Source organism: Streptomyces sp. NBC_00203 (assembly GCF_045206325.1).
In the GTDB taxonomy this organism is placed as follows: domain Bacteria; phylum Actinomycetota; class Actinomycetes; order Streptomycetales; family Streptomycetaceae; genus Streptomyces; species Streptomyces lutosisoli.
In genome coordinates, this window is record NZ_CP108126.1 from 6,828,019 (window position 1) to 6,851,486 (window position 23,468).

The 23,468-nt window shown below is 69.8% G+C and carries 19 protein-coding genes; 9 read left to right on the forward strand and 10 right to left on the reverse strand.

The features are described 5' to 3' along the window. Positions 1–71: 71 nt before the first annotated feature. From OG975_RS30680 to OG975_RS30695, 4 genes are all read left to right on the forward strand, one after another. Complete coding sequence (locus OG975_RS30680; protein ID WP_327431351.1) at positions 72–845, forward strand: isoprenyl transferase; 774 nt, start codon at positions 72–74, stop codon at positions 843–845. Between the two features lie 298 nt (positions 846–1,143). After that, complete coding sequence (locus OG975_RS30685; protein WP_406332601.1) at positions 1,144–2,469, forward strand: PhoH family protein; 1,326 nt, start codon at positions 1,144–1,146, stop codon at positions 2,467–2,469. Positions 2,470–2,878: 409 nt separating this feature from the next. After that, on the forward strand, positions 2,879–3,592 hold the full coding sequence (locus OG975_RS30690) for a transglycosylase SLT domain-containing protein (protein WP_406332602.1): 714 nt from the start codon (positions 2,879–2,881) through the stop codon (positions 3,590–3,592). 136 nt (positions 3,593–3,728) lie between these two features. Continuing rightward, complete coding sequence (locus tag OG975_RS30695) at positions 3,729–5,168, forward strand: AI-2E family transporter (protein WP_406332603.1); 1,440 nt, start codon at positions 3,729–3,731, stop codon at positions 5,166–5,168. A 287-nt stretch (positions 5,169–5,455) separates the two neighbouring features. On the opposite strand, the gene OG975_RS30700 is transcribed toward OG975_RS30695, so the two are convergent. Together OG975_RS30700 and OG975_RS30705 are read right to left on the reverse strand one after the other, a co-directional pair. After that, positions 5,456–5,989 carry an alkyl hydroperoxide reductase gene (locus OG975_RS30700; RefSeq protein ID WP_406332604.1) on the reverse strand — a complete coding sequence of 178 codons (534 nt, stop codon included), beginning with the start codon at positions 5,987–5,989 and terminating at the stop codon, positions 5,456–5,458. Positions 5,990–5,995: 6 nt separating this feature from the next. Beyond that, positions 5,996–6,550 (reverse strand): peroxiredoxin, encoded by a 555-nt coding sequence (locus tag OG975_RS30705; protein WP_330307029.1) that lies wholly within the window; start codon positions 6,548–6,550, stop codon positions 5,996–5,998. Between the two features lie 157 nt (positions 6,551–6,707). Here OG975_RS30705 and OG975_RS30710 point away from each other — a divergent pair, with 157 nt between their 5' ends. From OG975_RS30710 to OG975_RS30725, 4 genes are all read left to right on the forward strand, one after another. Next, the gene (locus tag OG975_RS30710) at positions 6,708–7,682 is read left to right on the forward strand and encodes a LysR substrate-binding domain-containing protein (protein ID WP_330307030.1); all 975 of its coding nucleotides are present in this window, start codon (positions 6,708–6,710) and stop codon (positions 7,680–7,682) included. Between the two features lie 186 nt (positions 7,683–7,868). Then, positions 7,869–9,215 carry a hypothetical protein gene (locus tag OG975_RS30715; RefSeq protein ID WP_406332605.1) on the forward strand — a complete coding sequence of 449 codons (1,347 nt, stop codon included), beginning with the start codon at positions 7,869–7,871 and terminating at the stop codon, positions 9,213–9,215. Between the two features lie 83 nt (positions 9,216–9,298). Further along, positions 9,299–9,679, forward strand: a complete 381-nt coding sequence (locus OG975_RS30720; protein ID WP_330307032.1) for a roadblock/LC7 domain-containing protein — start codon at positions 9,299–9,301, stop codon at positions 9,677–9,679. 4 nt (positions 9,680–9,683) lie between these two features. Beyond that, a complete protein-coding gene (locus tag OG975_RS30725; RefSeq protein ID WP_406332606.1) occupies positions 9,684–10,112 on the forward strand; it encodes a hypothetical protein in 429 nt (142 codons plus the stop codon). Between the two features lie 75 nt (positions 10,113–10,187). Here the strand turns inward: OG975_RS30725 and OG975_RS30730 are convergent, their stop codons facing one another. From OG975_RS30730 to OG975_RS30740, 3 genes are read right to left on the reverse strand one after another with little or no spacing between them, the layout of a single operon-like run. Further along, complete coding sequence (locus tag OG975_RS30730; RefSeq protein WP_406332607.1) at positions 10,188–12,524, reverse strand: ABC transporter permease; 2,337 nt, start codon at positions 12,522–12,524, stop codon at positions 10,188–10,190. Next, positions 12,521–13,210, reverse strand: a complete 690-nt coding sequence (locus tag OG975_RS30735; protein WP_406332608.1) for an ABC transporter ATP-binding protein — start codon at positions 13,208–13,210, stop codon at positions 12,521–12,523. Before OG975_RS30735 ends, OG975_RS30730 begins: the two co-directional genes overlap by 4 nt. A gap of 5 nt (positions 13,211–13,215) precedes the next feature. Continuing rightward, positions 13,216–13,743, reverse strand: a complete 528-nt coding sequence (locus OG975_RS30740) for a PadR family transcriptional regulator (RefSeq protein WP_406332609.1) — start codon at positions 13,741–13,743, stop codon at positions 13,216–13,218. A 657-nt stretch (positions 13,744–14,400) separates the two neighbouring features. On the opposite strand from OG975_RS30740, the gene OG975_RS30745 reads away from it, so the two are divergent. Further along, on the forward strand, positions 14,401–16,758 hold the full coding sequence (locus tag OG975_RS30745; RefSeq protein ID WP_406332610.1) for a transglycosylase domain-containing protein: 2,358 nt from the start codon (positions 14,401–14,403) through the stop codon (positions 16,756–16,758). Between the two features lie 133 nt (positions 16,759–16,891). Here OG975_RS30745 and OG975_RS30750 read toward each other — a convergent pair whose 3' ends face one another. From OG975_RS30750 to OG975_RS30770, 5 genes are all read right to left on the reverse strand, one after another. Beyond that, entirely contained in the window at positions 16,892–19,048 is a 2,157-nt protein-coding gene (locus tag OG975_RS30750; protein ID WP_406332611.1) for a SpoIIE family protein phosphatase, read from the reverse strand. A 380-nt stretch (positions 19,049–19,428) separates the two neighbouring features. Beyond that, on the reverse strand, positions 19,429–20,121 hold the full coding sequence (locus OG975_RS30755; protein WP_406332612.1) for a DUF402 domain-containing protein: 693 nt from the start codon (positions 20,119–20,121) through the stop codon (positions 19,429–19,431). 115 nt (positions 20,122–20,236) lie between these two features. Next, entirely contained in the window at positions 20,237–21,640 is a 1,404-nt protein-coding gene (locus OG975_RS30760) for a class II fumarate hydratase (protein ID WP_406332613.1), read from the reverse strand. Between the two features lie 104 nt (positions 21,641–21,744). Then, positions 21,745–22,575, reverse strand: a complete 831-nt coding sequence (locus OG975_RS30765) for a DUF2690 domain-containing protein (protein WP_406332614.1) — start codon at positions 22,573–22,575, stop codon at positions 21,745–21,747. A gap of 248 nt (positions 22,576–22,823) precedes the next feature. Continuing rightward, positions 22,824–23,375: an SH3 domain-containing protein gene (locus tag OG975_RS30770; protein ID WP_406332615.1), complete on the reverse strand. Its 552-nt coding sequence runs from the start codon at positions 23,373–23,375 to the stop codon at positions 22,824–22,826. Between the last annotated feature and the right edge of the window lie 93 nt (positions 23,376–23,468).

Sequence of the window (23,468 nt, forward strand, 5' to 3'; positions counted from 1 at the left end):
GGGGACCGCCATACGGACAGGGACTGCCCTCTGCGGCGCCTGTCTGATCCGCACGGAGGGGCTGACAACACGTGACCTTGCGCGACAACCTGCGCCGTCTGCTGGTCAGGTTCTATGCACGCAGGGTGGAAGGCCACCTCGACCACGACCAGGTGCCCAAGCACATCGGGGTCATCATGGACGGCAACCGGCGCTGGGCGAAGGCCGCGGGCTCCACCACCGTCCAGGGACACCAGGCCGGCGGCGAGAAGATCGAGGAGTTCCTCGGCTGGTGCTCCGAGACCGATGTCGAGGTCGTCACCCTGTGGCTGTTGTCCACGGACAACTTCGACCGCCCGGCGGAAGAGCTCGTCCCGCTGCTCGGCATCATCGAGGGCGTCGTCCGCACGCTCGCCGCCGACGGCCGCTGGCGGGTGCACCACGTGGGCACGCCGGACATCCTGCCCGCGCAGATGCAGACGGTCCTCAAGGAGGCCGAGGAGTCCACCGCGCACGTGGACGGGATACTCGTCAACGTCGCCATCGGCTACGGCGGCCGCCAGGAGATCGCCGACGCCGTCCGCTCGATGCTCCTCGACGCCCATGAGAAGGGCACCTCGATCGAGGACCTCGCCGACACCGTCGACGTCGACCTCATCGGCAAGCACCTCTACACCGGCGACCAGCCCGATCCCGACCTCGTGATCCGTACCAGCGGCGAGCAGCGGCTGTCCGGATTCATGCTCTGGCAGACGGCCCACTCCGAGTACTACTTCTGCGAAGTCTTCTGGCCGGCGTTCCGGAAGGTCGACTTCCTGCGTGCCCTGCGCGACTACGCGGCGCGACACCGCCGTTACGGTGGCTGATCCCACCGGCACCCCGGGACCGTACGTCATCAGGAGTTAACGAACGCGCCGTCATATGCCGTGGCATGGCGTGGCCTGTTCGAGGGCATAAGCCTTCCAGGTCGATGCCCGAACCACGGGCGTCGGATCTCAGCGGACGGCACGGGGCCGTCCGCCCGGGAGGCCCTTTGCACCAGCCCGACCGTGCGGTCAGTACGGACGAGACGGAGGGCCGGTTCTCGGCCCGCGCATTGCGGCCAGGACCGGTCCAGCTCCTCTCCGTCGCTCCCCGACCTCATCCGAGGGGGTACGTCCTTCCGTGGTGACCAGCACAAAGCGCCGTATGCCAGACCGGCGCACCTATGTTCTCGACACCAGCGTCCTGCTGGCCGACCCCAACGCCCTGAACCGCTTCGACGAGCACGAAGTAGTGCTGCCGATCGTCGTGGTCACGGAGTTGGAGGCCAAGCGGCACCATCCCGAACTCGGCTACTTCGCCCGGCAGGCACTGCGCCTGCTCGACGAATTCCGGGTGCGGTTCGGCCGCCTCGATGCCCCCATCCCGATCGGGGACCTCGGCGGGACCGTACGCGTCGAGCTCAATCACTCGGACCCCAGCGTGCTGCCCAGCGGCTACCGCCTGGGGGACAACGACTCCCGCATCCTCGCGGTCGCCCGCAACCTGCAGGCCGAGGGGTACGACGTCACAGTCGTGTCGAAGGACCTGCCGCTCAGGATCAAGGCCTCGTCGGTCGGACTCCTCGCCGAGGAGTACCGCGCCGAACTCGCCATCACGGGCTCCTCCGGCTGGACCGGAATGTCCGAACTGACCCTCTCGGGCGAGCAGGTGGACGTCCTCTTCGACGTGGGCCACGCCTATGTCCCCGAGGCGTCCGACCTGCCGGTGCACACCGGCCTGACGATCCAGTCGGAACGCGGCAAGGCGCTCGGGCGTGTGACGTCCGAGGGCAACATCCGTCTCGTACGCGGTGACCGGGAGGCCTTCGGCATCAAGGGCCGCAGCGCGGAACAGCGCATCGCGCTGGATCTGCTGCTCGACCCCGACATCGGGATCGTGTCGATGGGCGGCCGGGCCGGCACCGGCAAGTCGGCGCTCGCGCTCTGCGCGGGCCTGGAGGCCGTGCTCGAACGGCGTCAGCACCAGAAGGTGATGGTCTTCCGGCCGCTGTACGCGGTGGGCGGCCAGGAACTCGGCTATCTGCCCGGCTCCGAGTCCGAGAAGATGAGCCCCTGGGCGCAGGCGGTCTTCGACACGCTCTCCGCGGTCACCAGCCGCGAGGTCATCGAAGAGGTCACCGCGCGCGGCATGCTGGAGGTCCTGCCGCTCACCCACATCCGCGGCCGCTCCCTCCACGACGCCTTCGTGATCGTGGACGAGGCACAGTCACTGGAAAGGAATGTGCTGCTGACCGTTCTGTCCCGAATCGGCGCCAATTCACGGGTTGTTCTCACCCATGACGTGGCACAAAGGGACAATCTGCGCGTCGGCCGATATGACGGAGTCGTCGCCGTGGTGGAGAAGTTGAAGGGCCACCCGCTCTTCGCGCACGTCACCCTCAATCGGTCCGAGAGGTCCCAGATTGCCGCCCTTGTGACCGAAATGCTGGAGGACGGTCAGATCTGACCCCACTCACCCCACCTGTTCAAAGGGTGGCGGATACACGCTAGTTGGCGCCGTCCGGCAAAAGGCGAAGAGCCTAGCCGGGCGGCGTCTCGCTGCACGCTCGTTTCCGGAAAACAGCTGAGGCAAACGAGGTGTGAGCTTTCACACGTACATGAGAATTGCCTTGCGGCGCCGGGTTACGGCAGAGTCTCACTCCTGTCAGGCCCCGCATACGACACACCTGTACCCCCAGCGGTATGGCACCACAGGAACCTCAGAACTCCATAAAGCCGTCGTATGCCGCCCGAGCACCACGCGGCGCTCCCCTCGCGGGAGTTGCCCACCGGGCCCGCGCCTCCCGTGACCCCGCAGTTGGGAGGCCAGCGCCAAGGGGCACGATTGCGTCCGCGAGGGTCACCTACAGCGGGCGATGCTGGAAGGAAACCGTGTGAGCCGGATTTCGGTCCGGGGATTCGCAGTGGCCTCGGCCACCGCGGTCACCGCCGTCGGAAGTGTCGTCGGAGTTGCCTCGGGCAGCACTGCCCAGCCGAACGACGCTGAGGCGACGGCAAGTGACTCAACCCTCCTCGCGGACATACCTGCGGGCCAGCAGGCCCAGGTGCAGACCGCGTCCCTGACGCAGCAGGCCGACGCACAGGCCATCGCCGCGGACGCGAGCGCCAAGAAGGACGCGGAGGAGGCTGCCCGCAAGCAGGCGGCCGACGACGCTGTCGCGAAGCAGAAGGCCGCGGAGAAGGCCGAGAAGGAAGCCAAGGCGCGCAAGGCGGCCGAGGAAGCGGCCAGCCGCTCCGCGACGCGTGACGCCTCCAGCTTCTCCGTGCAGTCCTCGTACAGCGTCGCGCAGATCCAGGCGATGGCTCGCCAGATGGTGCCGAGCGGCCAGTTCGCCTGCTTCAGCAACATCGTGAACCACGAGTCGAGCTGGAACTACAAGGCGGTCAACGCCTCCTCCGGCGCCTATGGTCTCTTCCAGGCCCTGCCCGGCTCCAAGATGTCGTCCGTCGGCTCCGACTGGCAGACGAACCCGGCCACCCAGATCAAGTGGGGCCTCAACTACATGAACAGCCGGTACGGCAGCCCTTGTCAGGCCTGGTCGTTCTGGCAGGCCAACAGCTGGTACTGAGCCCCACGCCGTACGCCGGCCGCTCAACCTTCTGAAGCCCCTCCCCGTCCTAGGGTGAGGGGCTTCGGCCATGTACGGTCGGACCCGACGACTCCAGGGGGGAGTGGTGGGGAGCAACGGGGGAAAAGGACGGATCATGTCGCGAGTGCCAGGGTGGCTCGGCCGGCTGGGCGCCGGACTGACCGAGCTGGGGGAGCGGTTGGACGAGCGCCGCGCCGAGGTGGAGATGGAGTCGCAGGGGCCTCTCGACTCCGAGGGGACATCGATGCCGTCCGCGTCGGCGTCCGTGTCTGCCTCCGCGTCCGCGTCTGCGGTTGACGGTCATTCCGACAGTCGCCCCGACCGTCGTTCCGAAAGCCTTTCCGACCTTCGTCCCGAGAGCCGTTCCGGGAGTCTTCCCGAGGACGCGCCCACCCCTTCCGTCGCGCACGACCCCGTCCGGACGGCCGAGCGTCCCGATCCCGCCCTCGCCGTACCGTGGGGTGTGCGGGTCGCGGCCGAGGCCGGCTGGCGGCTGCTCGTACTCGCAGGCACCGTCTGGGTGTTGATGCGGGTCATCAGCGCCGTACAACTGGTGGTGCTGGCCTTCGTGGCCGCGCTGCTCATCACCGCGCTGCTGCAGCCGACGGTGGCCCGTCTGACGCGTTACGGGGTGCCGCGCGGGCTCGCCACCGCGCTCACCGCGATCCTCGGCTTCGTCATCATGGGGCTGGTCGGCTGGTTCGTGGTCTGGCAGGTCCAGGAGAATATCGACAACCTCTCCAACCAAATCCAGGACGGCATCGACGAGTTGCGCAAGTGGCTCCTCAACAGCCCGTTCCATGTGACGGACAAGCAGATCAACGAGATCGCCAAGAATCTGCGCGCCGCGATCGGCGCGAACACGGATCAGATCACGTCGGCCGGCCTGGAGGGCGTGACGGTCATCGTGGAAGCCCTGACCGGCATCCTCCTCACGATGTTCTCGACCCTCTTCCTTCTCTACGACGGCAAGCGGATCTGGGAGTGGACGCTCAAGCTCGTTCCGGCCGCTGCCCGGCAGGGGGTCGCGGGGGCGGGGCCGCGGGCGTGGCGGACGCTGACGGCGTATGTGCGGGGCACGGTGATAGTCGCTCTGATCGACGCGATCTTCATCGGCCTGGGCATCTACTTCCTCGAAGTCCCCATGGCCGTTCCGCTGGCCGTCTTCATCTTCCTCGGCGCGTTCATTCCGCTGGTGGGTGCGGTGATTTCCGGTGCGCTGGCGGTGGTGGTCGCGCTCGTCACGCAGGGCGTGTTCACGGCGGTGATGACGCTGGTCGTGGTCCTCGCGGTGCAGCAGATCGAGGGGCACATCCTGCAGCCGTTCATCCTTGGGCGTGCGGTGCGAGTGCATCCCTTGGCTGTGGTTCTGTCCGTCGCCGCGGGCGGGATGATCGCCGGGATCGGCGGTGCGGTGGTGGCGGTTCCGCTGGTCGCCGTCACCAACACGGTGGTCGTCTATCTGCGTTCCTACGCCCGCGAGGCCGGCCTCCGCCAGGCACCGGAGCCCCGCGGCGCCACGGCCCTGGACGCGTCCCCGACCCACCGTCCGTAGCCCGGGTTTCCTCGCCCCCGCCGCCCCTACCCGTCCCATCCCTGGGGGCTGCGCCCCCAGACCCCGCTAAAAGATTGCGCAGTTCCCCGCGCCCCTGAAGGCGCGGGGCTTCGCCCCGCGATCCCCCCGGCCCGCCCCGGGTGCTTTTGTCTTTTAGGGGCGCGGGGAACTGCGCAATCGTTTAGCCCAGCCCCCCACCCACCCGCACTCGACACACAACCCACGGGGTCTGGGGCGGAGCCCCAGGAACGGGATGGGACGGGTAGGGGCGGCGGGGGCGAAAACCGCTACTCGGCGAGGATCGCCTCGGCGTCCAGCGTCGTCCCGACCGCCTGGATCACCGACGCGATCTTGAACGCCTCCTGGATGGTCTCCCGGTCGACACCCGCCTTGCGCAGCACCTGCTCATGGGAGTCAAGACACTGCCCACACCCGTTCACCGCGGAAACGGCCAGCGACCACAGCTCGAAGTCGACCTTCTCCACACCCGGGTTGCCGATGACGTTCATCCGCAGACCAGCCCGCAGCGTCCCGTACTCCGGATCGGACAGCAGATGCCGCGTCCGGTAGAAGACGTTGTTCAACGCCATGATCGCGGCGGCCGACTTGGCGGCCGTGTACGCCTCGGGCGACAACTGAGCCTTCGCCTCCGGCTCCAGCTCGCGCAGCACCCGCGGAGAGCGCGAAGCGATCGCGCAGGCGAGCACCGTCCCCCACAGCTGCTGCGGCGGAAGGTCGGAGTTGCCGATGACCGAGCCCAGGTTGAGGCGCAGGTCCTTCGCGTAGTCCGGTACGGCGGACTTCAGTTCGTCGAGGGACATGGAGGGTTACTCACCCGCCAGCAGCGCGACCGGGTCGAGGGTGGTCTCGCCCTTGGTCCAGTTGCACGGGCACAGCTCGTCCGTCTGCAGGGCGTCCAGGACCCGCAGGACCTCCTTGGGGTTACGGCCGACGGAGCCGGCGGTCACCATGGAGAACTGGATCTCGTTGTTCTGGTCGACGATGAACACGGCACGCTTGGCGAAGCCGTCCTCGCCCTCGATGCCGAGGTCCCGCATGAGCTCGTGCTTCGAGTCGGCCAGCATCGGGAAGGGCAGGTCACGCAGGTCGTCGTGGTCCTTGCGCCAGGCGTGGTGCACGAACTCGGAGTCGCCGGAGAAGCCGAGCACCTGGGCGTCACGGTCGGCGAACTCGTCGTTCAGCTTGCCGAACGCCGCGATCTCGGTCGGGCACACGAAGGTGAAGTCCTTGGGCCACGCAAAGACGATCTTCCACTTGCCCTCGTAGGTCTTGTGGTTGATCTGCTCGAACTCCTTGCCCTTCTCCAGCGAGACACAGGCAGTCAGATCGAACGGGGGGAACTGGTCACCAACAGTGAGCACACGCTCTCCTTGTAGCGAGGGATCACCCTTTTTGGGGGCGTTTCCCATGGGTTGGACGCCGCTGATGTTGGCACAGGCTGCATTGATTAGGGAAATAGCTACACTCGGTCTTGTTGATCGGACTCGATTATCAGTGACTATGAGTAGAGGTGCGGCCATGGCCAGCCCCATCGGCAAGGCGAGCTCCAAGGGGAACGGCCGGCGTCAGCCCAGCCTCGCCCAGCTGCGCGCCTTCGCGGCCGTGGCCGAGCATCTGCACTTCCGTGACGCTGCCGCCGCGATCGGCATGAGCCAGCCCGCGCTGTCCGGCGCGGTCTCGACGCTGGAGGAGACCCTCGGCGTGACCCTGCTGGAGCGTACGACCCGCAAGGTGCTGCTCTCACCCGCCGGTGAGCGTCTCGCCGTACGGGCGAAGGCCGTGCTGACGGCGGTCGGCGCGCTCATGGAGGAAGCCGAAGCCGTCCGCGCGCCGTTCACCGGCGCCCTCCGCCTCGGTGTCATCCCCACCGTCGCGCCCTACCTCCTGCCCACCGTCCTCAAGCTCGTCCACGACCGCTACCCGGACCTCGACCTCCAGGTCCACGAGGAGCAGACGGCCACTCTGCTGGAGGGCCTGTCCGTCGGCCGCCTCGACCTGCTCCTCCTCGCCGTGCCGCTCGGTATGCCCGGCGTCGTCGAACTCCCGCTGTTCGACGAGGACTTCGTGCTGGTCACGCCGCTGGACCACTGGCTCGGGGGCCGGGAGGGGATTCCCCGGGAAGCCCTGCGCGAGCTCAACCTCCTCCTGCTCGACGAGGGGCACTGCCTGCGGGACCAGGCCCTGGACATCTGCCGGGAGGCCGGACGCGCGGACGCGCCCGTCACCACCACCGCCGCCGGTCTCTCCACCCTCGTCCAACTCGTCGCCGGCGGCCTCGGCGTGACCCTCCTCCCGCGTACCGCCGTCAAGGTCGAGACGACCCGCAGCAACCAGCTCCTCACCGGATACTTCGCGGATCCGGCGCCCACGCGGCGCATTGCGCTGGCGATGCGCTCCGGCGCGGCGCGCGGGGCGGAGTATGAGGAGTTGGCCGCGGCGTTGCGCGAGGCCCTGCGTCCGCTGCCCGTACGGGTGTGGGGACCCGAGGCCTGAACCGCCTCAACTGGCTTGCACAGTCGGTCATTTGGGCGACCGATGAAGCCCCTGGAATGGCGGGAGAATTCAACTTCCGTCAGGTAGTGCGACTCTCGCTGAAATATGCGCCCGGACTGATACACATACCCCCTCAGTGTGACGCATCAGGCGTCTGTACGAGGCTCCAGAGGCTCAAGGGGAGTGATGTCGACCAGTCGGGATTCCCTTGGCCGGGTCGGATACGACCTGCTGTCACGCGCGCTGGACGAGTGCCATCGCGAGAAGGTGACCGGGGGGCTGCGGATTTCCGGGAAGCCCGGGGGAGTCTTCCACTTCCGTGACGGACTGGTTGTCGCCGTCGAGAGCCCCGGTGCCCCGGGACCCGAGGCACGGATGCTGCGCACCGGCCGGATCGGCGGTGAGCAGTGGGCGGAACTGCTCCGGGAGGGCGAGGGCAAGCGCTGGCCGGAGACCGAACTGGTCGCGCACGGCTACGCGGGGGCCGCCCAGCTCAGGGTCGTCTGCATGATGGCGCTCCAGGACGCCGCCTTCGCCGTCGTCGCGGGTCGGGTGGACGACTGCGAACGGCTCGCCGTGTCCCAGCCGTTCGCGCCGATCGCCGTGGGGGAGGCGCCGGGGCGGCTGCTGCAGGAAGCGGCCCGCAAGCTGGCCGCCGTCGCCGCACTGCCGTACCCCGTACGCCCCGACCGTGAACGGCCCGCGCCCATACCCGGGTCGGACCTCCGGTGCCTCCGACTCTCCGCCGCGCAACGGGAGTTACTGGCGCACGCCGACGGCCGGCGCACCGCCCGCGACATCGCCTTCGCGACCGGCCGAGCGGTCTACACCGTGACGGTCGGCATGGCCCGCATGATCGGCGAGGGCCTCCTGGAACCGACGGACGAGACCGGTCCGAGCGCCCCGATCACTGTCCACCTCCCGCCCACGGGCGCCTTGCAGCGCCGGCCACCGTCCGCGCCCCGTCCGGCGGATCGCGGCACGGGACCGGCAGGGGAGCCGCCCGAGGCGGACGGCGCCGAGGGGCGGTCCCTCTCCAAGAGGGAGGCCGGGGAACGCGAGGAGATCGCGGAGATCGAGTTACTCGTGGAGCCCGAGGAGCCCGAGGAGCCCGGGGAGCCCGAGGAGCGCAGGGAACCCGCGGAGCCCAAGGAGGAGCCAGAGGATTCTGTCCTCCGGCCCGCAGGACGGACCCCCCGCCTGGCTCCCGAGGTGATCTCGGCGCTGGCCTCCGCGGTCGGCGCGGGGGGCGACGCCACCACGGCTGCGGCCGGCGCCGCCAAGGGCGCGGACGCGACTCTCACCCGTCGGTCCGAGGCCGAGGCCCCCACCACCGCCCGGTCCGAGGCCCCCGCCATCGCCCGGTCCGACGCCCCCACCACGCCACCACCCCCCACTCCCTCCGAGCTGCCCCGGCGTAAACCCGGGGCGAGCGGGATCACCGAAACTCTCGCCCCGGAAAGAGCCGGGGCGAGTTGGAAAGGGTTCTTCCGTCTGCGTCACCGGATCTGGACCCCGGATTCCGGTACCTGACGTTTCCGGGGAACCGCGAAGTGGATCAGCGCTCTTCTGCGCGAGAACGAACAAGTGCGATCAGGCATCAGGGAGTTCAGCACATGGATCACGAGGCACTGGCGATGGAAATGAGAGGCCTGCGGGAGCAGGTGACCGGAATTACCGACACGGCGGTGGCGGCAGCCGACGGACTGCTCATCGCGGCGGACACCGCGGACACCATCGACCCGGAGGGACTCGCCGCGATCGCCGCCGCGGGCATGGGCATCGCCCGGCGCGCGGCCGAGGCCACGGGCCGCGGCACGTTCCGGCAGACGGTGACATACGGGAGCCAGGGCTGCGCCGCCTTCTACGCGGTCGGCGACACCGCGTTGATGGTGGTCCTGGGCGACGAGGGCATCGACCTCGACCGGCTGCACGAGGAGACCCGGCCCGCGCTGGGACGCATCGGAACGATCCTCACCGCGTCCGAAGGGGCCTGACGGAATGGCGACGAAGCGGATGACACCGGGGTTCTCGGATCAGGTCCTGAGCCTGGTCAAGGCGCTGCGCACTGACGCACCGGACTGTGTGGCCTCGGGCGCGGTCGACATGGCGACCGGAATGCTGCTGGCCTACGAGACCGTGGACAACCACCCGCCCGAGGTCCTGGACCTGCTCGCGGGCGCGACCCTCGACCTGTTCCAGGGGCGTACGGTCGCGATGATCGAGGACGTCTTCAAGGAGCGCCGCGGCGTCAGCAGCGATCAGCACTTCTTCCAGGAGATCCTGGTGAACAGCGACAACCTGACCCACCTGTTCGTGCGCATGAACGACCACCAGGATGTCGTCGCGGTGGTCGTCTGTCGCAAGTCGGTGAACGTGGGCATGCTGTTCGCCCAGGTCAGGCGGGTGGCGCGGGAGTACACGGTCTGAGCGAGGCCGGGCGTGACGTGGCGGCTCCCTCCCCGCCCGGGGAAGGAGCCGCCCCACGTGTCCGGCCGGCTCCGGCTACTCGGTACGCAGTCCGTCCGGCCGCATCAGGCGGATCAGCGGCGGCAGGCTGAGCAGCGTCACCAGCACCACGACCCCCGCGCCGATGCCCGTCATCGACAGCGCGCTCGTCCAGTCCACGCTCACCGAGGTGCTGGTCATCTTCAGCAGGACCGTGCCCAGGGTCAGGCCGACGATCGACGCCAGCAGCAGGCCCAGCGCGATCGGGATCGCGGTCTGCCAGAGCACGGACAGGCTCAGCGTGCGGCGCCGGGTGCCGAAGGCGACCAGCGACGAGAGCAGCTTCTTGCGCTCGCGCAGCTGCTCCAGCTGGGAGACCAGGAGGCTCGCGCCGATGAGGATCAGGACGCAGGCCGCGCCGACGGACAGGCCGGTGCGGATGGAGGTGAAGCGCGCGGACTGCGTGGTCGCGGTCCAGGTGCTGGGGTCCGCGAGCGGGTCGACCTTCGCCGCGCTGTTGCGTACGTACTCACGCACGTCCGGCACCGACTCGTCGAGCTGGAGGAAGACGGTCCCGGTCAGGGTCGACTCGGCCTTCTCGGGCAGCGCGCCGGGTGTGAAGAGGAAGCCCCCGCGCTCGTCGCCCGACGGGTCCTCGCGCGAGTCCGCCGTCCTGATGCTCTTCGGCACCGTCCAGGCGAGTTCCTTGCCCTTGACGGAGGTGCCGTACGACGGGTCGATGTAGAGCTTGGTGCCGGGCTCGTCCATGTTCGACGTGTTCGAGTCCCACCTGGCGTTCTCCACGGCGAAGATGTCGCCGTCCTTGCAGGAGGGCAGCTTGGCCGCCTCGCGCAGGGCCGCGCAGTCGCCGACGGTCATGGTCGCCTGGCGCTCGGGCTCATTGCGCCCGTCGCCCATCTCGCCCCTGAACAGCGCCGTCGTGTGCGTGACGCCCTTCGTCCCGGACATCTGCTGGACGACCCCGCTCATCGGGACCCCGTCCGGGACCGTGACCGACATCTGCGCACGCGACAGGTCGTTCTTGCTCACCTTGGTGTAGTCGTCGTCGACCCCGGCGAACAGCATCTGCAGGGCGATCGCGCCGGCCACCGCCACCGCGATGCCGTTGACCATGCGGGCCGCGGAGCCACTGCTCAACTGGAGCCTGCGGATGGCCAGTTGCCAGGCCACTCCGCCGGAGTGCAGCCGGTTGACGACCGCCTCGACGACCCAGGGCAGCAGCGCGGTGATGCCGACGAGGAGCAGCATGACGCCGCCGATGACCAGGTACTGGTTGAAGTCCCCGTTGGTGCGCCCCTGCCCGATCATCGGGTAGAGCATCGCGAGGCCGCCCAGCGGCAGCAGCAGCCGCCACCACAGCCTGCGGCGCGAGGGCCGGGCCGTGCGGACCACCCCGAGCGGCTCGATGACGACACCGCGGAGCGCGAAGAGCGTCACGGCGACGGCGGCGGCCGGTACGGCCACGGCGACCAGGGCCGCCAGCGCGGGCGCCGGATTGAGGTCGCTGGGGAACACGCTCATCCTGAACAAGGTGATCATTCCGGCGACTTGCCGCCCGATCAGGAAGAACGCGGCGCCGAACACCAGCCCGACCACCGCTCCGGCCAGCGCCTCACCGGCCGCGATCCGCCGGGTCATCCGCCCGTCCGCGCCGACCAGCCGGAGCGCCGCCAGCCTGCGGTCGCGCCGCTCGCCGCCGAAGCGCACGGCCGCGGCGATGAAGACACCGACCGGCATCAGCAGCACCACGAAGACGATCAGCACGAGCAGGAGCAGGACGGGGTCCATCGCCTCCCCGGACTGGTTCCTGGACCCGAACGAGTCGATGCGCTCGATCCGGCCGGTCGTCTGCGTGGTCGCCTTCAGATCCTTGATGCCCGCGTAGAAGGCGAGTTCGTGCGGGTCGGTGAGGCCGGCGTCGGCGATCGTCCCGGTGACGCGGTAGGGCAGCCGCTCGCGCAGCAGCTTGCCGCCGGAGGAGTTCAGCAGCCGGTCGAGGGCGGGCGAGACCACCATCTCGCCGACCGCGGGGAACTTCTTCACCCCGGGCGGCAGGGGCGCCTGCGCGCCTTCGGGCTCCAACACCCGCCCGCGCACGTCCTGTTCGCGGTAGGTGGTGTCCGCGGTGCCGACGAGCAGCGTACGGTCCGACTTCTTGTGGACCACCGAGGTGTACGTCATGTCGTTGCGGGAGCGTTCGCGGTCGCTCCGGTTCGTCAAGGCGTTGGGTATCGCCGTGGTGAGCAGCAGCAGCGCCACCCCGAGGCCGACCCCGACGGCCGTGAGCAGGACGCGAACCCAGGCCTCACGGCCGCCGGTCACCGCGAACTTGGCACCCATGCCGAGGTCACGGGTCCACTGCCGTGCACTCATACGATCCGCTCCATGTCGCGCGACTTGCCGTCCCGTACGACGATCTCGCGGTCCGAGTACGCGGCGACCCGCGCCTCGTGCGTGACGAGCACGACGGCGGCGTTGGTCGAACGGGCCGCGTCGGTCAGCAGCTGCATCACCCGCTCGCCGTTGAGCGAGTCGAGCGCGCCGGTCGGCTCGTCCGCGAACAGCACGCGCGGGCTGGTGACCAGCGAACGGGCCACGGCCACGCGCTGCCCCTGGCCGCCGGAGACCTCACCGGGCCGCTTGCCCTTGAGATCGTCGACCTCCAGCTGCTGCATCCACGACAGGGCGGTGCGCTCGGCCTCCTTGCGCCCCTTCCCGTTCAGCCGCAGCGGCAGTGCGACATTCTCGACGCAGGTCAACTCGGGAACGAGCTGCCCGAACTGGAAGACGAACCCGAACTCGGAGCGCCGCAACGCACTGCGCTGCGCGTCGTTCATGGTCGCCATCTCACGGCCGTTGTACGTGATCGAGCCCGAGTCGGGCGTCACGATTCCGGCGAGGCAGTGCAGCAGCGTCGACTTGCCCGAGCCGGAGGGGCCCATCACGGCGACGACCTCACCGGGGTGGATGGAGAACTCGGCGCCGTCCAGGGCGCTCGTCGGCCCGTACGTCTTGCGCAGCTCACTGGCGGCGAGCAGGGAACCGGGGGGAGGAGCCATCGACGTCATCGGGCCGTCACCGCCTCGGCGAGCTTGTCGAGACGCGCGGCGGTGAGCTCCAGCCAGCGCAGGTCGGCCTCCAGGTGGAACAGGGCGTGGTCGCAGATCAGCTGGTCGGCGAGGTCGCCCTTGCGCTTGCGGTCGGTCAGGATGCGCATCATGCGGAGGTGCTCCGAGCGTTGCGTGTCGACGATCTCGCTCGCGTTGCGGTGCGTGAGCAGTGCGAGGACGACCTTCGTGTAGAGGGTCGACTGCAGATACGGTTCGGGCTTCTCCGGCGTCGCGAGCCAGCGCTGTACGTCGGTGATCCCGGCCTCGGTGATCGCGTACCGCTTGCGCTCGGGCCCGCCGCCCGCCTCTATCCCGTCGACCTCGACGAGCCCGTTCTTGAGCAGCCGCGACATCGTCGAGTAGACCTGGCCGTAGTGCAGCGGCCGATCATGACCGAACTTTTCGTCGAAGGCCCGCTTCAGGTCGTAACCGTGACGGGGCCCGGACTCCAGGAGCCCTAGGAGCGTGTGACCGATGGACATGCGGAGCACTCTACACACGGCGTATACATGGCGTGTATACCCGCTGCGCATAGGTCGGCCAGCGAGGCCGCCCTTCCGCAGGTCAACCCCGATTGTCACGGTTCTGTCACCGGGTCTTTCGCCCCCGCCGCCCCTACCCGTCCCATCCCTGGGGGCTGCGCCCCCAGACCCCCCTAAAAGATTGCGCAGTTCCCCGCGCCCCTTAAGAGAGTTCGTCTGCGGGTCGGTGGGGGTTGCTCGCGCAGTTCCCCGCGCCCCTGAAGGCGCGGGGCTTCGCCCCGCGATCCCCCGCCCGCCCCGGGTGCTTTTGTCTTTTAGGGGCGCGGGGAACTGCGCAATCTTTTGGACCAGCCCCCACCCACCCGCACCCGACACACAACCCATCCCGGGGTCGAAGGGCAGAGCCCCTGGGGATGGGACGGGTAGGGGCGGCGGGGGCGAGGAAACCCAAGCGCGATCACTTTCCGCATCCCGGCAACCTTCCACCCCTCTCGCTCGTCGGTTTCGTTGGGGCAGGTGCGCAGTGCGTGCTGATTGTCACGTCCGGAAAAGACCGGATCGGCGGCCCTTTGTCATAGCGCGCGGTGTTAGCTTTCTGAGCTGACCTGAGCGACGAACCTGTGTGCCACACGAGAGTGAAGCGGAGCGGATCGACCCATGGGACGAGCGGAAGAGAGACGAGCGCGGCAGGCGCAGGGCCGCCGCGCGGCGCCCAAGCGCTCGTCCGGAGCGGCGACTGGAGCGGCGTCCGGAGTGGCCTCCGGACCGGCGGCCGGAGCGACTGCCGGGGGCAAGAAGGCCGGCCGCCGCAGCGGTATACGCAGGTTCGTCAACTGGAAGACGATCCTCGGGACGTTCCTCGGCTGCTGCCTGCTCGGCATGGGCGCCTTCATCGTGCTCTACATGGTCGTCGACATACCCAAGGGCAACGCGGCCGCCCGGCAGCAGAGCAACATCTACCAGTACAGCGACGGCAAACTGCTCGCCCGCACCGGCACCGTCAACCGCGAGATCGTGGACCTGGACAAGGTGCCCAAGGACGTCCAGAAGACCTTCGTCGCCGCCGAGAACAAGTCGTTCTACAAGGACGCGGGCGTCGACCTCAAGGGCACGGCCCGCGGTCTGATCAACACCCTCTCCGGCAAGGGCAAGCAGGGTGGTTCGACGATCACCCAGCAGTACGTCAAGAACTACTACCTCAACCAGGACCAGACCGTCACGCGCAAGCTGAAGGAACTGGTCATCTCGTTGAAGGTGGACCGCCAGACGTCCAAGGACGACATCCTCGCGGGCTACATCAACACCAGCTACTACGGCGAGGGCGCGTACGGCATCCAGGCCGCGGCCCAGGCGTACTACCGCGTGGACGCGAGCGAACTCAGTGTCGAGCAGGGCGCGTACCTCGCCTCGCTGCTCCAGGCCCCGAGCCAGTACGACTGGGCGGTCGCCACGGACACCGGCAAGCGACTGGTCAAGGCCCGCTGGGCCTACACCCTCGACAACATGGTCGAGGAGGGCTGGCTGGACTCCGCCAAGCGCGCGGCCATGAAGTTCCCGGAGCCGAAGGCCCCCAAGGGCGCGCCCGGTATGGAGGGCCAGACCGGCTACCTGGTGAAGGCGGCCGACAGCGCACTGGCGAAGCAGCTCGTCGACCAGGGCACCGCCACCAGCCTGGACGACGCCCAGAACATGGTCGACGCGGGCGGCTGGACCATCACGCTCAACATCGACAAGAAGAAGCAGGCGCTGCTGGAGAAGACCGTCAAGGCGCAGCTGACCAGCAAGCTGGACCCGAAGAAGCGCAAGGTCGACGGCGACATCCAGGCCGGTGCCGTCTCCGTCGACCCCAAGACGGGCAAGGTCCTGGCGATGTACGGCGGTAAGAGCTACCTCGACCACTACAGGAACAACGCGACCCGCGTCGACTACCAGGTCGCGTCGACCTTCAAGCCCCTGATCTTCGCGGCGGCCCTCGACGAGCAGGCCAAGAAGCAGAGCGGCAAGACGATCACGGCGAACACGGTCTACGACGGTACGAACCGTCGTCCAGTCGTGGGCAGTGACATCGCCTTCGCGCCGCCGAACGAGGACGAGCGCAGCTACGGCAACGTCACCGTCCAGACCGCGGTGAACAAGTCCATCAACTCCGTCTTCGCGCAGATGGGCGTCGACGTCGGCATGGACGAGGTCCTCAAGGTCGCGGGCAAGCTCGGCATGGACACCGAGAAGCTGGAGTCGGTGCCCGCGCAGACCCTCGGTTCCATGGGCGCGAGCCCGCTGCAGATGGCCGGCGTGTACGCGACGCTCGACAACCATGGCAAGAAGGTCACCCCTGCCATCCTGGCGAAGGTCGAGCACAAGGACCGTAACGTCAAGATCCCGGACGCGATCGGCGACCAGGTCATCAGCGAAGAGGCGGCCGACACGGTCACCTCGGTGCTGACCGGCGTGGTCGACGACGGTACGGCCCGGGTCTCCGTGCGGGACAACCCGGCCCGCGACGGCCAGCAGGTCGCCGGTAAGACGGGTACGTCCGACAACAACAAGTCGGCCTGGTTCACCGGCTACACGCCGAACCTGGTCACGTCGGTCGGTCTGTTCGGCGAGGGTGCGGTCGGGACCAGCAAGGCGGGCCAGCAGGTGTCGATGAAGGGCGCCACGGGCCTCGTGGCGGAGAGCGGCCGTGTCAACGGTGGTGGCTTCCCGGCCCAGATCTGGGCGGAGTACACCTTCGGCGCGATGGGCAAGGTCACCAAGTTCGACCTGAACACCACGTCGGGCGCGGCGGTGCAGCCCACCACCCTGACGCCCACGCCCACGCGGACGCGGAGCAGCACCCCGACGTCGTCCCCGACCACCGAGGAACCGACCACCGAGCCGCCGACGACCTCCAGCCCGCCGACCCCGACGGACGAGCCGACGACGACCGAGCCGACCACCACGAAGCCGACGACCGCGACGGCGACGCCGACCGACGGGATCCCGGACAACCCACTGGATCCGAACAGTCAGTAGTACATGGGCAGTAGTACATGGTCAGTAGTGCACGCCAAGGGCGCCCGGTGATCCACCGGGCGCCCTTGGCGTCTGCGTCTCTGTCTTACCCATCCTCATCCATCGAGCGCGCACGGCTCGCACGGCGCCGCGCTCAGCCCCGGTTCAGCTCGAACCAGACCACCTTGCCCGTGCTCAGCCGCGTCGCGCCCCACCGTCTGGCCAGTTTGTTCACCAGATAGAGCCCGCGTCCGCCCTCGTCCGTGGCGCGCGCCTGCCGCAGCCGCGGCAGTTGCGGTACGTCGTCGCCGACCTCGCAGCGCAGGACGTCCGTGCGCAGCAGCCGCAGTGTGACCGGGCGGGACGCATAGCGGACGGCGTTCGTCACGACCTCGCTGACCAGCAGTTCCACGGAGTCGGTCATGTCCTCCAGGCCCCAGCGGGACAACGCGCGCCGGGCCAGCCGACGGGCCCGCCCGGGGGCGGCGTCCTCCGGCTCGAGGAACCAGTACGCGACATCGCTCGGCGCGATCCCGTCGAAGCGCGCGGCGAGCAGCGCGATGTCGTCGTCCCGGTCGCCCGGGCCGAGCATGTCGAGCACCTCGTCGCACAGCGCTTCGAGCGGCGGCGGATGGTCGGGTCCGGTCAGCGCGGCGGTCGCGGCGAGCTTCTCCCGCAGCTGCTCTATCCCGGTCCACACGTCGCGCAGGCGGGACTCGACGAGCCCGTCGGTGTAGAGGAGCAGGGTGGCTCCGGCGGGTGCGTCCAGTTCTACGGCCTCGAAGTCGACGCCGCCGACGCCGATGGGGGCACCCGGCGGCACCCGCAGCACCTCGGCCCGCCCGCCCAGGTGCAGCAGGACCGGCGGCGGATGCCCCGCGTTGGCGATGGTGATGCGGTGCGAGACCGGGTCGTAGACGGCGTACAGGCACGTCGCCATGCGGTCGGTGCCGAGCCGCTGCGCCTGCTCGTCGAGGTGGTGCAGCACCTCCTGCGGCGGCAGATCGAGCCCGGCGAGGGTCTGCGCGGTCGTCCGCAGCTGGCCCATGATGGCCGCCGACGTCATGGAGTGGCCCATCACGTCACCGACGACGAGGGCGACGCGGCTGCCCGGCAGCGGGATCGCGTCGTACCAGTCGCCGCCGACGCGCGCGGTCTCGGCGGCCGGAAGGTAACGGCTGGCGAGCCGCACACCCGTCGGCCGCGGCAGCGTCTCGGGCAGCATCGTGCGCTGCAACTCGTCGGCGATGTACGCCTCACGCCCGTACAGCACCGCCTTGTCGATGCCGAGCGCGCTGTGCGTGGCGAGCTGGGCGGCGACCAGCAGATCGTCGGCCTCGAAGGCGAGGCGCTCCGGGCGGCGCAGGAACAGCGCCGCGCCGATCACCCGGCGGCGGCCGCGCAGCGGCGCCAGGATCGCGCGCTGCCCGCCCGGCACGACCAGGTCGTCGCCGAGCAGCTCGGGCAGCGCGGCCCGGGCGGCGGGCGCGTCCGCGAACACCGGCCGCACACCGCGCAGCACCTCGGCGAGGGCGCCACCGGGGCGCACCTCGCACAACTCGGCCGTCATCGCCTGCAGTTCGCTGGGCTCGGGCCGCAGCGCGGGCATGAAGCCGCCGTCGGTGTCCCGGTCCTCGGGGATCCGGTCGGTGCGTCGCAGCCGCAGCACGAGGGGCCCGGTGGGCCGCTCGTCGCCGACCGGCAGCGGGTCGCGCAGATAGACGAGGATCGCGTCCGAGAAGGTGGGCACGGTGGCCCGGCACAGGCCCATCACGATCTCGTCGAGGTCGATGCCCCGGGCGATCCGCCGGGTCGCGGCGCCCACGAAGCGCAGCCGGTCGCCGTCGCGCCGCATCGGCATCGGACCGCCCTGCGGCAGCTGCCCCTGCCCGGTGCGCCGCTCCTTGCCGCCGCTCCGCGCAGGCCGGTCCTGCTCGGCGGCCGGCTGGGCCGGGATGGCCTCGGACGTGGGGCGCGGGCGGTGCGGATCGGGCTCGGCGGCCGAAGGCTGGGAGTGCTCGGGGCCGGGGGAGGCGGGCGGCGGTGTGGGCGCGCCGGTGCCGGAGGGCGAGGGCGAGCCCGCACCTGTGTCGGCGGAGCCCTTGGCGCAGGGCACGGCCGTACCCGGCCCGGCCGGGGCGTCGCCGTTGCGTGCCTGAACGGGTAACGCGGCGGTTCCCGGCGTGAGGGACGGCTGCTCCGGGGTACGCAGGAGCGCCCCGCGAGGGTCCGCGGGGGCGGGCGTCCGGCCGGCGCCGGGCTGCCGGCGCTCGTGCGAGGTGGGGTGCTCCGTCACGCGTGTCGAATCCATCCGTCCGGGGCTGCGCGCCGTGCGCACAGTTCGTCCCGCAGCCCCGATACCCGGAATGTGTGCCCCGGGAACGGAATCTGCGCGTCGTCAGGGCCGGGTACGGCTCGCGCCGACCGGAACGCCGTCGCCGTGGCGAGCCCGCGCGGCCTGCCCGGCCGTCTGCGGGCCGTACCGCCGTGGCTCTCGTACCCCTCGCTCACGTCCTGCCGCCCCTCGGTGACGTATGGTCAAGCCCGGCTCATACTGCGGGAGTTGTTGCTGCCGCGCGCCCTCCCGTCACCCGACCGCCACCCCTCAACGACGGTGCTGCGCACCGGCCTTGATTGAATTTGACGCGGAAGACGATCCTACGGTTGTACCACGGGGGCGCATCAAGGGTCTCATGAGGACACGTGCGCGGGCGTACGGTCCCAGTCATCCGGCAGAGCGGGAACCGGCCACGAAGGATCCGGGCGCCAGTGCTGCCAGCCGTCCGAGAACGGCGCGCCCCAGGCACGGACCGCGTCCACCGCCGACCATCCCGCTTCCCTTACCCGTGCGGCCAGTTGAGCATCCATCAGACCGGCCCGCTGCGCCATGGCGAACTCGTCCTCGTCGAGCCAGTGCCAAGTCCGGTCCGGGTGCACGGAGATGTCCAGGAAGTGATCCTCGGAGTCCACCCCGCCCTCCCAACGGGCCAGCGGCGCCTCAAGGTTCACGTACCAGTTCTTGAAACGCCAGCCCGGCTCCCAGAACAGCCACACCGACCAGGGATCGCCGGGCCGCGCCAACTTCAGTACACCGGTGCCGAACCAGCGGCCGTGCTGCACCGTGCGCGGCTTGGTGTAGCGCGACTCCAGCGGCTCCCCGTGCACGGGCGTACCGTCGGCGAGGACCGGCTTCACACACTCCGTGCCCGGGGCCAGCCACACCGCGAGCAGCTCGTCGTCGTCCCGTACGACGGTCACGGGGCGGCAGATGTGGACGTGCTCGCCGGCGTTCTCCCGGTACCGCCACAGGATCTGACTCCCTGGGGCCCAGCGCGCCGTCGACCCGTCCGCTTCCACTCGTCTCACCGCTCCACCGTCTGCCATGACCAGATATTAGGTGCCCCGGGCATACGACGCTGCGGCGCGCGTCACGGTTCTCGCCACCCGGCACAGGACGTTACGGGGGCGTCATCAGGCGTTTCTCGGGAGAGGGAGGGTGTTACGGATGCGTCATCCGCAGGACATCCAGCGCCTCGTCCAGCTGCTCAAGGGTCAGATCGCCCCGCTCCACGTACCCCGACTCCAGGACGACTTGGCGAATCGTCTTCCGCTCCGCCAGCGCCTTCTTGGCGACCTTGGCGGCCTCCTCGTACCCGATGTACTTGTTGAGCGGCGTCACCACGGACGGCGACGACTCGGCGTACTCGCGGGCCCGTTCGCGGTGCGCGACGATCCCGTCGACGGTGCGGTCGGCGAGCAGCCGCGAGACATTGGCGAGCAGCCGGACGGACTCCAGGACGTTCTTCGCGATGACGGGCAGCATGACGTTGAGTTCGAAGTTGCCGGCCGCTCCGGCCGTGGCGACGGTGGCGTCGTTCCCGATCACCTGGGCGGCGACCATGAGCACGGCCTCGGGGATGACCGGATTCACCTTCCCCGGCATGATCGAGGACCCCGGCTGAAGATCCGGGAGGCTGATCTCGGCCAGTCCGGTGCGCGGCCCGGAAGCCATCCACCGCAGGTCGTTCGCGATCTTCGTCAGTCCGACGGCGATGGTCCTGAGCTGCCCGCTGGTCTCGACGATGCCGTCGCGCGCTCCCTGCGCCTCGAAGTGGTCGCGGGCTTCGGTGAGCGGCAGTCCGGTGTCCCGGGCCACTTCCGCGATGACGGCGGCGGAGAACCCGGGCGGAGTGTTGATCCCGGTCCCCACGGCCGTCCCCCCGAGGGGCAGTTCGGCGAGCCGGGGCAGCGAGGCGTTCAGCCGCTCGACCCCGTACCGCACCTGGGCCGCGTACCCCCCGAACTCCTGTCCCAGCGTCACCGGCGTCGCGTCCATGAGATGCGTACGCCCGGACTTCACGACATCGGCGAACTCCTCGGACTTGCGCGCGAGCGAGGCCGCGAGGTGCTCCAGCGCGGGGACGAGATCACGGGTGACGGCGGCGGTGGCGGCGATGTGGATCGAGGAGGGGAAGACGTCGTTCGACGACTGCGACGCGTTCACATGGTCATTGGGATGTACGTCCCTGCCGAGCCGCTCGGTCGCGAGCGTGGCGATGACCTCGTTGGTGTTCATATTGGAGGACGTGCCGGATCCCGTCTGGAAGACGTCGACCGGGAAGTGCGTGTCCCAGCGCCCCTCGGCGACCTCACCGGCCGCCTCCTGGATCGCCTCCGCGACATCCTTGCCGATCACACCCAGCTCGCCGTTCACCTTCGCGGCGGCCGCCTTGATGCGGGCGAGGGCCTCGATGTGGGCGCGCTCCAGGTGCTGTCCGGAGATCGGGAAGTTCTCCACCGCCCGTTGCGTCTGGGCCCGCCACTTCGCGTCCGCGGGCACCCTGACCTCACCCATGGAGTCGTGCTCGATGCGGAACGGGACTTCAGCCTGGCCATCTGCCATGGACGACACCTCCACTGGTGACAGCATCGCCGACGGGTCCCGTGTTCCCGCGGCAGACGACGGAAACGGAGTGTCCCCGTGCGTCGGCCCGCAAGGCCCGGCGGTCAGCGCCGCGGAACGCCGAACAGGCCGGTGCACGCGGGCTTCCCGCCGACCTTGGCGCACGCCTGTGCTCCGCTCGGGTTCGACGCGGCCAGCATCGGGCTGCTGTAGCCGTCCGACTTGTCGCCCGGGTAGGTGGCGGACAGCTCGTCCTGACCCGACCTGATCGAGATCTCCCGCGCGCCGCCGGCCCGGGTGCGCACCTCGGACCAGACCGTGGCGCAGGACGGGGAGAAGCGCAGCAGCACCACTTGGGCGGCCTTGGTGACGGTGCTCTCCGTACGCGCGTCACGGCCGCAGGTCTCGGAGGTCGGGAACTCCCCCTGGCAGCTGCTGCCGTGGCAGGACGCCGCCGCCCGGGGGGCCGCCGCCTCGTCGGGGTCGATGATGTCCGCCGCGCCGGCGGTGACCGCCACCGTGGCGGCCACCGCGGCGAGGGCGACAACGGCCCGGTTCGGCTGCCGGACACGGCGCAGCCGCCGGGCGCGGACGGGTGCGGGTGCCGGGGCCGGCAGTACGGGTGCGACCGTGCTCGGCGGCTGCTGCCGCGGCGCGGTCGCCGCCCTGGCCTGGGCCCGGACCGCGGCGTCCCACAGGGAGAGCAGCGGGCCGGGGTCGGTGTCCGCGAGTCGGCCGAGCGCCTCGACCGCCTGGCGCGGCGGGAACTGGTCGCCGTTCAGATAGCGGTGCCAGGTCGACTTGCTGAACGGGGTGGCGGTGGCCAGCGCGGCCAGACTCAGCCCCGTCCGCTGCTTGAGGGTGCGCAGCCGCTCCACCAGGAGCTGCCCTGCGTCGTCCGACGAGTCGGGCAGCGGCTGCCTCTTGACCGTCACGTGGCTCTCCATCTTGCTCCCTCGCCGTGCCGGGGTGACCGCCCTGATGTGTTCCCGCGTGCGACGCCGGGCCACACCACGATCGCCGGAATATGAAGGGGAGTTGACCTGCTGTTTCGCCGCGGGGAGGCGGTGTGATCGGCTGATCGACGGGTCGTACGTCCAGTGGCGCGCCCGGTGGTGCCTCCTGACGGGGGCTGCCCCGCCCCGTCAGGAGGCACCGGGTGTCATGAGCGGCGGAGCGCTCCTCAGCACCAGCGAACGGCGCTGCGGTTCCTCACATAGCGGGCGGAGACGTAACCCTTGTGGTGGGCGAGCTTGAACCAGCGCTGGTTGCCCAGGACGCTGGAACCCTGCCTCTTGCAGGAGATGGCCACGACGCGGCCGATGGGCTGCGAGCCGATGACCCGGTAACCGGTACCCGGACCGGACCGGACGTTCAGCCGCAGGTGGTGGGTCGCCACACGACCCCAGGTGTGCGTCATCACGCGGTGCCGGGCGTGCGTGGTCACGTGGTGCCGGGCGTGGTGGCGCAGGTGGCTTGCCGAGTGGTGCCGGGTGTGGGCCTTCGCGTGGTGCCGGACGTGGGTCTTCGGCTTGCTGTGCTGCGCACCGGGCCGGCCGGGAACGGCGGACTGCGGGGCGGTCGGGTACCAGCTCGGCGTCGAGGTCTGCGGGGGCGTGGTGCTCCAGCCGGGAGCGTGCGGAGCCGGTCCGGCGGAGGCGACGGCCGCCGCCGGGAAGATGGCGACAGCCGCGATCGCGGCCACCAGGCCGTTGCGCAGTGTGCGTCGAATCATGGGACTTCCCTCCGAGTTGACCTTCGGATCACAGGCTGTGATCCAGTCAGCACGGAGCTTTTCCGGCAAAGCGCACAAAGATGCTGTCCCGCT